This is a genomic window from Novimethylophilus kurashikiensis, from assembly GCF_003112435.1.
Lineage (GTDB): Bacteria > Pseudomonadota > Gammaproteobacteria > Burkholderiales > Methylophilaceae > Novimethylophilus > Novimethylophilus kurashikiensis.
In genome coordinates, this window is the sequence record NZ_BDOQ01000019.1 from 50,138 (window position 1) to 64,121 (window position 13,984).

Consider the following 13,984-nt stretch of genomic DNA (forward strand, 5'->3'; position numbering starts at 1 on the left):
TTAGCACTGGCATTTGCCTTTGCTGCCCGCCCTGTTATCTCAGGATCGGCTGTGATTTAATCCAATGCATGCGATTCCTCCTGCTATTACTGGCCTGTATCGGCCTGCCGCTGCAAGCCGCCGAGTTGCCCGATACGGTCGCCAAAGCCTTGCGTGCCGCCGACATTCCTCAACAAGCCGTTGCTGTATATGTGCAGCGCGTCGATAAGCCGCAACCGCTGATTGCCGTGAACGCGCGTCAACCCATGAACCCTGCTTCTACCATGAAGCTGCTGACCTCCTATGCTGCGCTTGAACTGCTGGGCCCGGCGTATGCCTGGAAAACCGAGACGTATGCGGATGGCGCGATCAAGGATGGCGTGCTGAACGGGAACCTTGTCATCAAAGGCTATGGCGATCCGGCGCTGACCTTGCCGGGGTTCTGGAATGTGCTGCGCGAATTGCGCAAGACCGGGCTGCGCGAGATTCGCGGCAACCTGATATTGGATCGCAGTTATTTCGATGCCGGGACGCAAGGACAGGCGGTGTTCGACAACGAACCTTGGCGGGCCTACAACGCCGCGCCGGATGCCCTCGCGGTTAACTTCAAGGCGACGGAGTTTCGCCTGCAGCCGGACGAGGGGGCGCATAGCGTTGTGGTTACGGCCGACCCCGACCTGCCGCAACTCAAGATCGTTAACCGCCTAGCACTCCAATCCGGCAACTGCGGCAACTGGAAAGACGGTTTCAGCTACCAGGTGACACAAGAAGCCGGGCAAGCCGTAGTGACGCTGAGCGGTACTTATGTTGCTGCCTGCGGCGTACGTAGCTTTAATCTTGCCGTCGTGGACGACGTGCATTACGTGGGCGAATTGTTCGGCCAGTTGTGGCGGGAGCAGGGGGGCGCGTGGTCGGGCGAGGTCAAGGCGGGATTGGTCCAGGCGCAAGCGATTTTGCTGACTAGCACATTGTCTCCTCCGCTGGAGGATGCGGTGCGCCTCATGAACAAGAACAGTAACAACCTTATGGCCCGGCATTTACTGTTGACCTTGGCAGCCGAAAAAGGAGGTGCGCCAGGCACGGCGGAGAAGGGGGCTGAGGCTGTCCGGGCATGGCTGACATCAAAGCAACTGGATTTCCCCGAGCTGGAGATTGAAAACGGGGCCGGACTTTCGCGCATCGAGCGTCTTAGCGCCGAGCACATGGGTCGCTTGCTGATGGATGCATGGAAAAGCCCGGTGATGCCGGAACTGATGTCCTCGTTGCCCATTGCCGCTGTGGACGGCACGATGGAAAAGCGGCTCAAGGACACGCCGGTGAGCGGCATGGCGCATTTGAAAACAGGCTCGCTGGAAGGTGTGAAGACGCTGGCAGGTTATCTACTCGACCGTAACGGCCATCGCTGGGTGGTGGTGTTCATGGTTAACCATTCTAAAGCGGCTTATTCGCGCAATGCACAAGATGCGCTTTTGCAATGGTTGGCCGGGCGTGATGAAGCTCGTTGTTGCGACCGTTAAATCAAGCTGAGCGCCATCTTGGCGCCCAAGGCATAAAGCAGCACGGCGAAAAACTTCCTCAACAGCGCGACAGGCAGCCGGTGTGCCAGTTTTGCTCCCCACGGCGCGGTAAACAGGCTGACGAAGGCGATGCCGAACGCGGCGGGCAGGTAGACCAACCCCAGGCTGTACGGCGGCAACTGCTCAAGATGCCAGCCCGAAGCGATGTAACCCAGGCTGCCGAACACGGCGATAGGTAAACCGATGGCGGAGGAGGTTCCCACCGCTTCGCGCATGCTGCGGTTGCAATACAGCATGAAGGGTACGGATAGCGTTCCACCGCCAATCCCCACCAGGCTCGATAACAGGCCGATGGCCGTGCCCATCAGGCTCATGCCCAACGTCCCTGGAAAACTGCGATGCGGATGCGGGGCAAAACGCAGCAGCATTTGCGTGCCTACATAAAACTCGAAAGCCACGAACAGCCATTTCAACGGCCGTATATCCAGTTGCGCCGCCACCCAGGCACCCACCAGGCAACCGAAGGCGATGCCGGGCGCAATGCGGCGTACTGCCTCCCAATTGACGGCACCGTGGCGATGGTGCGCGCGTGCCGAGGAAATCGAGGTGACGGTAATGGTGGCGAGCGAGGTGCCGAGCGCCAGGTGCAGGATATAGTCAGGCGCGAATCCGCTGGCGGCGAAAATGAACGTCAGGATGGGGACGATGATGAGTCCGCCTCCTACGCCCAGCATACCCGCGAGCAGGCCGGCCACTGCGCCGGTGAGCAGGTAAAGTATGAACGGATGCATGAGCATCAAGCCCGGCTGGCGAGCTGTTTAAGGGATTTTCTGAGGCGAGAATCGGCGGGAAGTTGATCGGCCAATTTGAGCAGTTTTTTGGCCGTGTCGCGGCTGATGCGCATGGCGGTTCCAGCAGGGACGCGGGGAACGGAGGCAACTTGCACTTCCACCCGAATTGAAGTAACTTCCACCCCTCGATTCTGCAGTTTTTTCAGCAAGCCGTTGATCTGCATCTTGAGTTTTGAAGCAACGGCGCTGCTGTGGGTATAGACCTTGAGTTCGCCGTCGTGCACCAGGCCGACGTGACTGTATTGATTCAGCGGGGGAGGCGCCACGGCCTCCCAAATTTTTTGCATGGCCATGGCCTCTTCGGCCCGTGCCGTCAGGGCTTTTAGTTCTGGCGCTGCGCCGAAGACCGAGTTGAGCCGCCGCATTACGCGCATGCTCCCTGCCGGGGTGTACCGGGCCGGAGAATAACAAACAGGGGTGACGCAACAATGAACATTATAATCGTCTCGAACAGTATGGGCCGGCCCAGGACGCTGAACTGGTGGCAATCGCTATCGGTGCTGGCGGTATTGATCATGCTGCCGCCGCTGTTGATCCTGCCCTTCATTCTGCCACAGGGCGACAACGTGCTCAAAGCCGTTAATCCGGTGTCGCTGCTGCCGGCCAAGTTCCGCATCAAGCAGGACGACCATCAGGAACATATCAACGCGCTGGCAATCCAATTGGGGCAGATTCAGGCTCGTGTCATGCGTCTGGATGCGTTGAGCGAACGTCTGGCGAAGATAGCCGGGATCAAGGAAAAAGACCTTGATGTACCCGCGGCACAAGGCGGCCCGATCACACGCGCTTACAACCTCAGCGAAAACGATCTGGAACACCAGATGACGGGGTTGGTCGATGAGTTGCAGCGCAAATCCGACCGTTATGGCGCATTGGAAGCCGTGTTGTTGCAGCGCACCCTCAAGCAGAACACGCTGCCCAGCGAGCGCCCGGTCAATGCGGCGTTCAACTCTTCCAGCTTTGGTTGGCGAGTCGATCCTTTCACAGGCCAAATGGCCTTCCATGAAGGGTTGGACTTCATGGCCGAGGTGGGCACGCCCATACGCGCAGCGGCTTCCGGCATAGTCACCGCTGCCGAGCGTACGCCCGATTATGGTAACATCGTGAAGATCGACCACGGCTCCGGTGTGGAAACGCGTTATGCCCATGCATCGCGCTTGCTGGTGAAAGTGGGCGATCGCGTTGAAAAGGGCCAGCTGATTGCCGAGGTGGGTAACACCGGGCGCTCCACAGGGGCCCATTTGCATTTCGAGGTGCGGTTGAACGGGGTAGCGCTCGATCCGCGCAGGTATCTGACGTCAAATCAGGGTTAGTTATTTAATTTTTCGAGCCTCTTTAGCCAAGAGGTCAAGCGTTCCTTTCTATGCTCTCCAATCTGGTCAAGAAGATTTTCGGCAGCCGCAACGAGCGGCTCATCAAGCAATATTCCCGCACGGTGGCGCAAATCAACGCGCTGGAACCGGCCATGCAGGCGCTCACCGACGAGCAACTGCGCGGCAAGACCGAGGAATTCAAGCAGCGCTACCAGAACGGTGAAACCTTGGACGACCTGTTGCCCGAAGCCTTCGCCGTCGTACGCGAGGCCGGCAAGCGTGTGTTCGAGATGCGTCACTTCGACGTACAGCTCATCGGCGGCATGGTGCTGCATTACGGCAAGATCGCTGAAATGCGGACCGGCGAAGGCAAGACGCTGGTGGCAACGCTGCCGGCTTACCTGAATGCCTTGTCCGGCAAGGGTGTTCACGTGGTGACGGTGAACGACTACCTGGCTTCGCGGGATGCCTCCTGGATGGGCCGGTTGTACAACTTCCTGGGCTTATCCTTCGGTATCAATCTGTCGCAGATGGAGCACGATGCCAAGCAGCAAGCCTACGCTGCCGACATCACCTACGGCACCAACAACGAATTCGGTTTCGACTACCTGCGCGACAACATGGTGTATACACCGGAGGAGCGCGTGCAGCGCGGACTCAATTTCGCCATTGTCGACGAAGTGGACTCCATCCTGATCGACGAAGCGCGGACGCCGCTGATCATTTCCGGCCAGGCCGACGATAATGTCGATCTCTACACCCGCATCAACGCCCTGGTACCGCAACTCACCCGCCAACAGACCGAAGACGGTGAGGGCGATTTCTGGGTGGACGAAAAGACCAACCAGGTCATCCTGTCCGAAATCGGTCATGAACATGCCGAGGAAATCCTGGCTGCGGCAGGTCTGCTGCCGGAAGGCACCAGTCTGTATGACGCTGCCAATATCTCGTTGGTGCATCATATGTATGCATCGCTGCGTGCCCACAATCTGTTCCACCGCGACCAGCACTACGTGGTGCGCAACGCCGAGATCGTCATTGTCGACGAATTTACGGGCCGCATGATGACCGGCCGCCGCTGGTCCGACGGCCTGCATCAGGCGGTAGAAGCCAAGGAAGGCGTGGCGATCCAGAAGGAAAACCAGACGCTTGCTTCCATCACCTTCCAGAATTATTTCCGCATGTACGCCCGCCTTTCCGGCATGACCGGCACGGCGGATACGGAAGCATTCGAGTTCAACCACATCTACGGCCTCGAAACTGTCGTGATCCCGACGCATCGTTCCATCCAGCGTGCGGACCACATGGACAAGGTGTACCGCTCCGCCAAGGAAAAATACCAGGCGGTGCTGGACGACATCATCGATTGCCAGAAGCGCGGTCAGCCGGTGCTGGTGGGCACGACGTCCATCGAGAACTCCGAGCTGCTGTCCGCCATGCTGGACAAGGCCAAGCTGTCGCACCAGGTGCTCAATGCCAAGCAGCACGAGCGCGAAGCGCACATCATCGCCCAGGCTGGTCGTCCCGGCATGATTACCATTGCCACCAACATGGCGGGCCGCGGTACCGACATCGTGCTGGGGGGCAATCCCGAGCATGAGATCGCTCAGGTCAACGCGGACGCCAACCTGACGGACGAGCAAAAGACCGCACGCGTCGCCGAGATCAAGGGAAATTGGCAAACGTTGCACAATCAAGTCATTGCCGCCGGCGGCCTACATATCGTGGGCACCGAGCGTCATGAATCCCGCCGTGTCGATAACCAACTGCGCGGGCGTGCCGGTCGTCAGGGCGACCCTGGTTCCAGTCGTTTCTATCTATCGCTGGAAGACTCCTTGCTGCGCATTTTTGCGTCCGACCGCGTTGCCGCGATCATGGACCGTCTCAAGATGCCGGAAGGCGAGGCCATCGAGCATCCCTGGGTCACGCGCGCTATCGAAAACGCCCAGCGCAAAGTGGAAGGCCGCAACTTCGATATCCGCAAGCAATTGCTGGAATACGACGACGTCGCTAACGACCAGCGCAAGGTGATCTACCAGCAGCGCAACGAGCTGCTCGAAGCCACCGACGTGGCCGAAACCATCGCTGCGATGCGTCGCGATGTGATTACGGATTTCTTCGGCCAGCACATTCCGCCGGGCAGCCTGGAAGAGCAGTGGGACGTGCCGGGACTGGAAAAGTCGCTAGAAGGCGAAGTCGGCTTAGAGCTGCCGATCCAGCAATGGCTGGAAAAAGAACCGGAACTGCACGAAGAAACGTTGCTTGAGCGCATCCTGGACGCCGCCGAGGCGCAGTACCAAGCCAAGGTCGATCAGGCGGGTGCCGAGGTCATGCGCCACTTCGAGCGCGCCATCATGCTGCAAAGCATGGACAACCATTGGCGCGAGCATCTTTCGTCGCTGGATCTCCTGCGCCAAGGCATCCACTTGCGTTCGTATGCGCAGAAGAACCCCAAGCAGGAATATAAGCGTGAAGCCTTCGAGCTGTTCGCAATGCTGCTCGACACCGTCAAGCGCGAAGTGACGCAAGTCACGATGATGGTACAGCTGCGTAGCGAAGAAGATGTCGAAGCCGTGGAGCGCCCGGCCGAGCTCGAGAACGTGCAATATCAGCATGCCGATTTCAATGCCGAACAGTCCGGCGGCGAGGAAGCGCAAGCGCCGCAGATGCAGTTGCCGTTCGAACGCGAGGGTATTAAGATTGGCCGCAACGATCCTTGCCCCTGCGGTTCGGGCAAGAAGTTCAAACAATGCCATGGACAATTGAGCTAGCGAATGTCGGTTCCGTCTCCTTGCAACGGTTTGTGTCGCATCAACATGCGCTCCGGATTGTGCGAGGGTTGTTTGCGAACGCGCGAAGAGATCGGGTCGTGGCGCATGCTGCCCGATCCTGAGCGACAACAACTGCTGCTGGTGCTGGAGCAGCGCAAAGTGACCAAGAACGATTGATTGAAAATGCCGGGGCTCCCCGGCATTTTTATTAGTATGACCCTCACCCGCCACATCGCCATTCCCCTCGAAGAAATCGAATTCACCGCGGTTCGTGCCCAAGGTGCAGGCGGCCAGAACGTGAACAAGGTCGCGAGCGCTGTGCATCTGCGGTTCGATATCCGGGCTTCTTCGCTGCCTGAAGACATCAAAGATCGGCTCCTCGCACTCCGGGACCACCGTATCAGCGAAGAAGGCATCGTCGTCATCAAGGCACAGCGGTTTCGCAGCCAGGATCTCAATCGACAGGACGCGATCGCCCGCCTGCATGAATTGGTTGATCGCGTGGCGCTTCCGCCCAAAGTGCGGCGGGCCACGCGACCTACACGCGCTTCCCAGCGCAAGCGCGTGGAAAGCAAGCAGCACCGAGGGCAGGTCAAAATTCTTCGCGGCAAAGTGTCCGATCAATGACACCGACGCGGTTGATCCCAACGGCTGTGGCAAAATAGCGTTTTTCCTGGGCTCACCGATGAAGCTGCTCGCGCTCGATACCTCCACAGAATTCCTTTCCCTCGCGCTTTGGCACGACGGCGACGTTCGCGTGCGCGAAATGCGAGCCGGGCAGAAGCATTCCGAGCTGATCCTGCCCTTGCTGCGCGAGCTATTGGATGAAGTCGGCTGGCAGCTTGCTGATCTGGACGGCATCGCATTTGGCGAGGGGCCGGGGTCGTTTACCGGATTGCGCATCGGCTGTGGAGTAGCGCAGGGATTGGCCTATGGTGCAGGACTACCAGTAGTGGGCGTGTGCACGTTGGAAGCCCTGGCGCAGCAAGCCGACCAGGAAAAAATTATCGCTTGCCTCGATGCCCGGATGAACGAGGTTTACCACGCCGTTTACGTGCGCGAAAACGACGCTTGGCAGGCGGTGGTCGACCCCGGCTTGTACGCCCCATTAGATGTTCCGAAGGTTGAGGGCACAGGTTGGTGCGGTATCGGCAGCGGTTGGGATCAATTCGGTGACGCAATGAACCAGGTTTATGCTGGCCAGTTTGAGCAAACCATCGAAGGCGCCTTTCCCCTGGCGCGGCACATGGCCGAATTGGCCGCCCCTCGACTGGCTCGCGGCGAAGGGCGTCCTGCTCATGAAGCGGCACCGCTCTACATCCGCAACAAGGTCGCCTTCACCACACGCGAACGCGAGGCGGCCAAATGAGTGCCGTGCTCAAACCTGCGGTCAGCTACCGCCCGATGAAGTCGGGCGACCTGGATACCGTGATGACGATCGAGCCGGAGATTTACCCTTTCCCTTGGACACGCGGCAATTTCGCCGACTCGCTCAAGGCCGGCTACAGCTGCTGGGTTTGCGAGCACGAGAAACAGATCATCGGTTACGCGGTACTCATGATGGTGCTGGACGAAGCGCACCTGCTCAACATCAGCATCGCTAAGGAATATCAGGGCCGTGGGTTGGGCAAAAAGCTCCTCGAACACATCATGCAGGTCGCACGCGGCCATAAGGGGCAGATGATGTTCCTGGAAGTGCGGCCGTCCAATAAGTCCGCATTGCGGCTTTACGAGAACATGGGCTTCAACGAGTTTTCGGTGCGCAAGGGCTATTACCCGGCAGCAAATGGGCGTGAGGATGCGATTTTGATGGGGTCGGCACTGTGACGGTCACGCGTATCGATATTCTGCGCGAACTGGAATTGCTGCCGGTATGGCGGCTGAGGGAACCGGTCGTCAATGCCGCCGAGGATGCCAGCGTTATTGAACCTGAGCCTCAATCTGTAGCGCAGGCGGCCTCGCCTGCGGCAACGATGGAAACTTCGGCTGCAGTTCCGGCAACTGCAGCCGCGCCAGATCGCCACCCCCTCATCATGCAAATGGATTGGCCAGAACTCAAGCAAGCCGTTGCTGCATGCGAAGCCTGTTCCCTTGCATCCACTCGCACGCAAACCGTGTTCGGCGTAGGTGACGAGCATGCCGAATGGCTATTTGTTGGCGAAGCGCCAGGTGCGGAGGAGGATAAACGAGGCGAACCTTTTGTCGGCGCCGCCGGGCAACTGCTCGACAATATGCTGGGAGCAATCCAACTGAAGCGCGGCGAGAACGTCTACATCGCCAATGTACTCAAATGCCGCCCCCCGCAGAATCGCGACCCGCAGGGGGAAGAAGTGGTGAAATGCGATCCTTTCCTCAAACGCCAGGTCGAACTGATCAAGCCCAAGCTGATTGTCGCGCTGGGACGTTTTGCGGCGCAGTCTGTGCTGGCCACCGAGCAGTCCATCGGTGCATTGCGCGGTAAGCTGCACGATTATCACGGCGTGCCGGTCATTGTGACGTACCACCCGGCGTATTTGCTGCGCAACCTGCCGGACAAGGCCAAGGCCTGGGAGGATCTGTGCTTTGCCCGTGCGACCATGCGCAACTTGCAATCCGCCGATTCGCCCGCATCTTGAGGATGAGTTTCTCACCAAGGAGTTAAAAATGCGCAAACTTATGACTGCTTTCCTGTTACTCGCCACGCTGGCCCTATCCGGCTGCGGCTACAACGCCTTCCAGTCGCAAGACGAACAAGTCAACGCCGCTTGGGCGGAAGTGCTCAACCAGTACCAGCGCCGAGCCGATCTCGTGCCCAACCTCGTGAATACCGTGAAGGGCTACGCCACCCACGAGAAGGAAGTGCTGGAGCAAGTGACCGAGGCACGTTCCAAGGTGGGTAGCATCCAGGCCACGCCGGAACTGGTCAACGACGAACAGGCGTTTGCCAAGTTCCAGGCTGCACAAAGCCAATTGACCTCGGCGTTGTCTCGTCTGTTGGTGGTTTCCGAAAACTATCCGCAGCTCAAGGCCGATGCTAATTTCCGCGACTTGCAAGCCCAGCTCGAAGGCACGGAAAACCGCATCACCGTCGCCCGCAACCGCTACATCAAAGCTGTGCAGGAGTACAACGTCACTGTGCGCTCCTTCCCCACCAACCTCACGGCCATGATGTTCGGCTACAAGCCCAAGCCTTCCTTCACGGTGGCGGACGAAAAAGCCATCTCGACCGCGCCCAAGGTCGATTTCGGCACCAAGTAAGAGGCGCGTCCCCGTGCGTCGTTGGCTGGCGATTTTCTTCCTCAGCATGCTGCCGCTGCTCGCGGCGGCGGAGGTGCAGGTGCCTGCACTGACGGCGCGCGTTACTGACCTAACTAATACCCTGTCACCGGATCAGCGCGGCGCGCTGGAATCCAAACTCCAGGCCTTCGAGACGCAAAAAGGCAGCCAGATCGCCGTGCTCATCGTGCCGACCACCCAGCCCGAAACCATCGAGCAGTACGGCATCCGGGTCGCCGAGCAATGGAAACTCGGGCGCAAGGGGGTGGATGACGGCGCGTTGCTGCTGGTGGCCAAGGATGACCGTACCTTGCGCATCGAAGTCGGCTATGGCCTTGAAGGCGCGCTCAACGATGCGACTTCCAAGCGCATCATCGAAGACATCATCATTCCCCGTTTCAAGCAGGGCGACTTCTACGGCGGCATTTCCGCCGGCGTGGACGGCATCCTTAAGGTCGTGCAGGGCGAGCCCTTACCGGAGCCTGTAGCCAAGCGGGGGAGTGCTTCGCATCCTATCGATCAATATTTCCCCGTACTGTTCGTCGTCGCCATCGTTGCCGGTGCCATCTTGCGCGCCGTGCTCGGCAGTTTCATGGGCGGCGTAGCGACGGGCGGTCTGGTCGGTGTTGTGGTCTGGCTGTTGGGCGCCGGATTGGCGTTCGCTCTCATCCTGGGGTTCGTCGCTTTCATTTTTACGCTAGCCGGCGGACGCGGCGGTTTTCCGGGAGGCTTTGGCGGAGGCGGTGGGTTCGGTAGCGGCGGAGGCGGGTTCAGCGGGGGAGGCGGCGGCTTCGGCGGCGGTGGCGCTTCGGGAAGGTGGTGATAATGCGCGTGCTTCAACATCTGTTCAGTGGGCCCTGGCTGGTGCGGCGTTCTTTCACGGCATCGGCACTATCCAAGATAGAAACGGCGATCCAGCATAGCGAAAGCTCACATCTGGGCGAGCTGCGTTTTGTGGTCGAGCCTGGGCTTCACCTGTTCGACTTGTTGCGCGGCAAGTCGGCACGCGAACGCGCCCTGGAAGTGTTTTCACAATTACGCATCTGGGATACCGAGCATAATTCCGGCGTATTGATTTACTTGCTCCTGGCCGAGCGCGATGTGGAAATAGTCGCCGATCGTGGAATCCATCAACGCGTGGGTGAAGGCGCTTGGCAAGCCATTTGCAAAGAAATGGAAACCCGTTTCAAGCAGCAACAGTTCGAGCAAGGTGCGATTGAGGGGATCGCCCGCATTACGGCCTTGCTGCAACAGCATTTCCCAGCCGATAACAATGATAATCCCAATGAACTTCCGGATGCGCCGCTTATTCTTTAGCCTGCTGTTACTTCCCTGCTGTGCCTGGGCCGATGGCCCCACGATGACCCGAGTGCTTCAGTCCCCGGCATCCATTGAAAAATTCCTGTTCTGCGACGGCGGCACCTGTGCCGAAGTGCAAACCGTGCACCTAACGAAAGACGAATGGCAAGAGGTGCGCGACTTGTTCGACCCCCAACCCGAAACCGCCGAGCAGGAACGCGAGGTGCTGCGCGACGCCATCGGCCTCATGGAGCGCATCGTCGGGCCCAAGACGGGTACGGACGACGACCGCGGCGGCACCTTCGGCAATTCGGAATATCCGGGGCAGTTGGACTGCAACGACGAGGCGACTAACTCCACCACCTACATGCGCTTGATGGCGGCGGACGGATTATTGCGTTTTCATCGCATTGCGGACACCAAGACGCGCGGCGGCTTCCTGTTTTTCGGACGGCATTCGGCGGCCGTTATCAGCGAAATCGCTACAGGCAAGTTTTACGCGGTGGACTCGTGGTTCTACGACAACGGCTATCCGGCCGAAATTCTGCCACTGGAACAGTGGCGTAGCGGCTGGCGACCGGCCTTGAGCAGCGCCCACTAACGCCCGCCGTTGCTGACGCGGCGAGTGAAATCCTATAAAATTCCGCGCCTTAACCGAACGTCAGAAAGCCATTCTCATGCGCGTCAGCCAGTTTTTCCTTTCCACCCTCAAAGAAGCCCCGGCAGAAGCCGAGCTCGCCTCGCATCGCCTGATGCTCCGCGCCGGCTTGATCCGCCGCTTGGGTTCAGGTCTCTACAACTGGATGCCGCTGGGCCTGCGGGTGCTGCGCAAGGTGGAAGCCATTGTGCGCGAGGAAATGAACAAGGCCGGCGCGCTGGAGCTGCTGATGCCCGCAGTGACACCCGCCGAGTTGTGGCAGGAAACCGGCCGCTGGGAAGTCTTCGGCCCGCAGATGCTGAAGATCAAGGACCGCCACGAGCGCGATTTCTGCTTTGGCCCCACCCATGAGGAAGTCATCACCGATATCGCTCGCAAGGAAATTCGCAGCTACAAGCAGCTGCCGCTCAATTTCTACCAGATCCAGACCAAGTTCCGCGACGAGATCCGTCCTCGATTCGGCGTAATGCGTGCGCGTGAGTTCGTCATGAAGGATGCCTATTCCTTCCACACCGACAAGGCTTCTCTGGAGCAGACCTACGAGGTGATGTACCAGACCTACTCCAACATCTTCACGCGTCTGGGACTGCAATTCCGCGCCGTGCGTGCCGATACCGGTGCCATCGGCGGCACCGGTTCGCATGAGTTCCACGTGCTGGCCGATTCCGGTGAAGACGCTATCGCGTTCTGCCCGGATTCCGACTACGCCGCCAACGTCGAACTGGCGGAAGCGCTGGCACCGACCACGCCGCGCGCAGAGCCTGCGCAAGCCATGCAAAAGGTGCATACTCCAGGCGCCAAGACCATTGAGCAGCTGTGCGATTTCCTCAAGGTGACGCCGCAGCAAACCTTGAAGGCGTTGGCGGTGATGCACAACGACGCGTTCTCGCTGCTGCTGCTGCGCGGGGACCATGAGCTCAACGAGATCAAGCTGCAAAAAATTCTCGATCCGTTCCGGTTTGCCACGCCGGAAGAAATCGAGCGCCACATGGGCGGCAAGGCCGGCTACATCGGGCCGGTGGGGGTTAGCGTCAATATCATCGCCGACCGTGCCGTCACGGCCATGAGCGATTTCGTCTGCGGTGCCAACGACGAAGGCTACCACCTGGCCGGTGTCAATTTCGGCCGCGATCTGCCGTTACCCACTCAAGTGGCAGACATTCGCAATGCCGTTGCCGGCGACCCCAGCCCCGACGGAAAGGGTGCGCTGGAAATCTGCCGCGGCATCGAAGTCGGCCATATTTTCCAACTCGGCAATAAATACTCCCAGGCGATGGAAGCCACCTATCTCGACGAAAACGGTCAGCACCAGGTCATGGAAATGGGTTGTTACGGCATTGGCGTGTCCCGCATCGTTGGCGCGGCCATTGAGCAGGGCAACGACGACCGCGGCATCATCTTTCCCGAAGCCATCGCGCCGTTCCAGGTCGCTATCGCAGCGATTGGCTTCGATCGCAGCGAAACCGTGCGTGAGGCTGCCGTCAAGCTGCACGACGAACTGCAGAACGCCGGTTTCGACGTACTGTTGGACGACCGCGGCGAGCGGCCTGGCGTGATGTTTGCCGACCTCGAGTTGATCGGTATCCCGCACCGGATTACGATAGGCGAACGCGGGCTCAAGGAAGGTCAAGTCGAGTACCAGGCCCGCAAGGGAGGTGAAATGCAAACGGTTGCGTTGGCGGAAGTCCAAAACTTCCTCAAGGAAGCATGTCTCGCCTGATTCTGGTCTTGTTGCTCTGGCCGGCCCTGGCGCTGGCCGGTGCGCAGCGGGAAGAGCCGCTGTCAGCTAGCGTGCGTGCGGTGATGCAGAAAACCGTCTCCGACAGCGCGCCGCCGCGATTGGTATTCGATTCCGAAACCGAAGGGTATGCCTGGCTGGCGGAAATGTCCCGTCGCCTGGAGAAACGGATCCCTGACAAGGAGTTCCGCGTCGATTTCCTCAAGACTGTGCATTACGAGGCTACCCGTGCCGGACTCGATCCTCAATTGGTGCTAGGCTTGATCCAGGTGGAAAGCGGCTTCAAGAAGTATGCGGTTTCTACCGTCGGTGCTCGAGGATTCATGCAGGTGATGCCGTTCTGGGTCCGCCAGATCGGCACGCCGGAGCAAAACCTGTTTCACCTGCGCATCAACCTGCGCTACGGCTGCACCATCCTCCGCCATTATCTCGACATCGAAAAAGGCGACCTCTACCGCGCGCTGGGCCGTTATAACGGTAGCCTAGGCCAGCCGGAATACCCCACCATGGTCGTCAACGCCTGGCGCAACAACTGGAGTTATCGACAGGTCGGTACGCTGGCCCAAGCAAAAACGCCGCTTTGAAGCGGCGTTTTTTATTTGG

16 protein-coding genes are annotated in these 13,984 nt (G+C 59.3%); 14 read left to right on the plus strand and 2 right to left on the minus strand.

Annotated elements, in window-relative coordinates:
* The first annotated feature begins 68 nt into the window (after positions 1–68).
* A complete protein-coding gene (gene dacB / locus NMK_RS15380) occupies positions 69–1,496 on the plus strand; it encodes a D-alanyl-D-alanine carboxypeptidase/D-alanyl-D-alanine endopeptidase (RefSeq protein WP_109016655.1) in 1,428 nt (475 codons plus the stop codon).
* On the opposite strand, the gene NMK_RS15385 is transcribed toward dacB, so the two are convergent.
* Together NMK_RS15385 and NMK_RS15390 are read right to left on the minus strand one after the other, a co-directional pair.
* Positions 1,493–2,287 (minus strand): sulfite exporter TauE/SafE family protein, encoded by a 795-nt coding sequence (locus NMK_RS15385; protein WP_109016870.1) that lies wholly within the window; start codon positions 2,285–2,287, stop codon positions 1,493–1,495. The two genes, dacB and NMK_RS15385, sit on opposite strands and share 4 nt — an antisense overlap.
* 5 nt (positions 2,288–2,292) lie before the next feature.
* Positions 2,293–2,721 carry a DciA family protein gene (locus NMK_RS15390; protein WP_109016656.1) on the minus strand — a complete coding sequence of 143 codons (429 nt, stop codon included), beginning with the start codon at positions 2,719–2,721 and terminating at the stop codon, positions 2,293–2,295.
* A gap of 54 nt (positions 2,722–2,775) precedes the next feature.
* Between NMK_RS15390 and NMK_RS15395 the strand changes: the two genes are divergently transcribed.
* The 13 genes from NMK_RS15395 to NMK_RS15455 all read left to right on the plus strand — a co-directional run bounded on the left by NMK_RS15395 (position 2,776) and on the right by NMK_RS15455 (position 13,965).
* On the plus strand, positions 2,776–3,660 hold the full coding sequence (locus NMK_RS15395) for a M23 family metallopeptidase (protein ID WP_109016657.1): 885 nt from the start codon (positions 2,776–2,778) through the stop codon (positions 3,658–3,660).
* Between the two features lie 50 nt (positions 3,661–3,710).
* Positions 3,711–6,431, plus strand: a complete 2,721-nt coding sequence (gene secA / locus NMK_RS15400; protein WP_109016658.1) for a preprotein translocase subunit SecA — start codon at positions 3,711–3,713, stop codon at positions 6,429–6,431.
* A 3-nt stretch (positions 6,432–6,434) separates the two neighbouring features.
* Positions 6,435–6,608, plus strand: a complete 174-nt coding sequence (locus NMK_RS15405) for a DUF1289 domain-containing protein (protein WP_109016659.1) — start codon at positions 6,435–6,437, stop codon at positions 6,606–6,608.
* A 36-nt stretch (positions 6,609–6,644) separates the two neighbouring features.
* Positions 6,645–7,058 (plus strand): alternative ribosome rescue aminoacyl-tRNA hydrolase ArfB, encoded by a 414-nt coding sequence (gene arfB / locus NMK_RS15410; protein WP_109016660.1) that lies wholly within the window; start codon positions 6,645–6,647, stop codon positions 7,056–7,058.
* Between the two features lie 58 nt (positions 7,059–7,116).
* Positions 7,117–7,800 (plus strand): tRNA (adenosine(37)-N6)-threonylcarbamoyltransferase complex dimerization subunit type 1 TsaB, encoded by a 684-nt coding sequence (tsaB, locus tag NMK_RS15415; RefSeq protein WP_109016661.1) that lies wholly within the window; start codon positions 7,117–7,119, stop codon positions 7,798–7,800.
* The gene (gene rimI / locus NMK_RS15420; protein WP_109016662.1) at positions 7,797–8,258 is read left to right on the plus strand and encodes a ribosomal protein S18-alanine N-acetyltransferase; all 462 of its coding nucleotides are present in this window, start codon (positions 7,797–7,799) and stop codon (positions 8,256–8,258) included. Before tsaB ends, rimI begins: the two co-directional genes overlap by 4 nt.
* On the plus strand, positions 8,255–9,046 hold the full coding sequence (locus NMK_RS15425) for a uracil-DNA glycosylase (protein WP_109016663.1): 792 nt from the start codon (positions 8,255–8,257) through the stop codon (positions 9,044–9,046). The genes rimI and NMK_RS15425 overlap by 4 nt, the downstream gene beginning before the upstream one ends.
* Before the next feature lie 28 nt (positions 9,047–9,074).
* A complete protein-coding gene (locus tag NMK_RS15430; protein WP_109016664.1) occupies positions 9,075–9,668 on the plus strand; it encodes a LemA family protein in 594 nt (197 codons plus the stop codon).
* A gap of 46 nt (positions 9,669–9,714) precedes the next feature.
* Entirely contained in the window at positions 9,715–10,509 is a 795-nt protein-coding gene (locus tag NMK_RS15435) for a TPM domain-containing protein (protein ID WP_109016871.1), read from the plus strand.
* 2 nt (positions 10,510–10,511) lie between these two features.
* Positions 10,512–11,003, plus strand: coding sequence for a TPM domain-containing protein (locus NMK_RS15440; protein WP_227871531.1), 492 nt, complete (start codon positions 10,512–10,514; stop codon positions 11,001–11,003).
* Positions 10,984–11,586 carry a hypothetical protein gene (locus NMK_RS15445; RefSeq protein ID WP_227871532.1) on the plus strand — a complete coding sequence of 201 codons (603 nt, stop codon included), beginning with the start codon at positions 10,984–10,986 and terminating at the stop codon, positions 11,584–11,586. Before NMK_RS15440 ends, NMK_RS15445 begins: the two co-directional genes overlap by 20 nt.
* Before the next feature lie 76 nt (positions 11,587–11,662).
* A complete protein-coding gene (locus tag NMK_RS15450) occupies positions 11,663–13,363 on the plus strand; it encodes a proline--tRNA ligase (RefSeq protein ID WP_109016666.1) in 1,701 nt (566 codons plus the stop codon).
* Positions 13,351–13,965: a lytic transglycosylase domain-containing protein gene (locus tag NMK_RS15455; RefSeq protein ID WP_109016667.1), complete on the plus strand. Its 615-nt coding sequence runs from the start codon at positions 13,351–13,353 to the stop codon at positions 13,963–13,965. The genes NMK_RS15450 and NMK_RS15455 overlap by 13 nt, the downstream gene beginning before the upstream one ends.
* Positions 13,966–13,984 lie beyond the last annotated feature (19 nt).

What these genes read in the sequence shown, in the direction of transcription:
- dacB (WP_109016655.1), top strand. Translation starts at nt 69, where the DNA reads ATGCGATTCCTCCTGCTATTACTGGCCTGTATCGGCCTGCCGCTGCAA.
- NMK_RS15385 (WP_109016870.1), bottom strand. Translation starts at nt 2,287, where the DNA reads ATGCATCCGTTCATACTTTACCTGCTCACCGGCGCAGTGGCCGGCCTG.
- NMK_RS15390 (WP_109016656.1), bottom strand. Translation starts at nt 2,721, where the DNA reads ATGCGCGTAATGCGGCGGCTCAACTCGGTCTTCGGCGCAGCGCCAGAA.
- NMK_RS15395 (WP_109016657.1), top strand. Translation starts at nt 2,776, where the DNA reads ATGAACATTATAATCGTCTCGAACAGTATGGGCCGGCCCAGGACGCTG.
- secA (WP_109016658.1), top strand. Translation starts at nt 3,711, where the DNA reads ATGCTCTCCAATCTGGTCAAGAAGATTTTCGGCAGCCGCAACGAGCGG.
- NMK_RS15405 (WP_109016659.1), top strand. Translation starts at nt 6,435, where the DNA reads ATGTCGGTTCCGTCTCCTTGCAACGGTTTGTGTCGCATCAACATGCGC.
- arfB (WP_109016660.1), top strand. Translation starts at nt 6,645, where the DNA reads ATGACCCTCACCCGCCACATCGCCATTCCCCTCGAAGAAATCGAATTC.
- tsaB (WP_109016661.1), top strand. Translation starts at nt 7,117, where the DNA reads ATGAAGCTGCTCGCGCTCGATACCTCCACAGAATTCCTTTCCCTCGCG.
- rimI (WP_109016662.1), top strand. Translation starts at nt 7,797, where the DNA reads ATGAGTGCCGTGCTCAAACCTGCGGTCAGCTACCGCCCGATGAAGTCG.
- NMK_RS15430 (WP_109016664.1), top strand. Translation starts at nt 9,075, where the DNA reads ATGCGCAAACTTATGACTGCTTTCCTGTTACTCGCCACGCTGGCCCTA.
- NMK_RS15435 (WP_109016871.1), top strand. Translation starts at nt 9,715, where the DNA reads ATGCTGCCGCTGCTCGCGGCGGCGGAGGTGCAGGTGCCTGCACTGACG.
- NMK_RS15440 (WP_227871531.1), top strand. Translation starts at nt 10,512, where the DNA reads ATGCGCGTGCTTCAACATCTGTTCAGTGGGCCCTGGCTGGTGCGGCGT.
- NMK_RS15445 (WP_227871532.1), top strand. Translation starts at nt 10,984, where the DNA reads ATGCGCCGCTTATTCTTTAGCCTGCTGTTACTTCCCTGCTGTGCCTGG.
- NMK_RS15450 (WP_109016666.1), top strand. Translation starts at nt 11,663, where the DNA reads ATGCGCGTCAGCCAGTTTTTCCTTTCCACCCTCAAAGAAGCCCCGGCA.
- NMK_RS15455 (WP_109016667.1), top strand. Translation starts at nt 13,351, where the DNA reads ATGTCTCGCCTGATTCTGGTCTTGTTGCTCTGGCCGGCCCTGGCGCTG.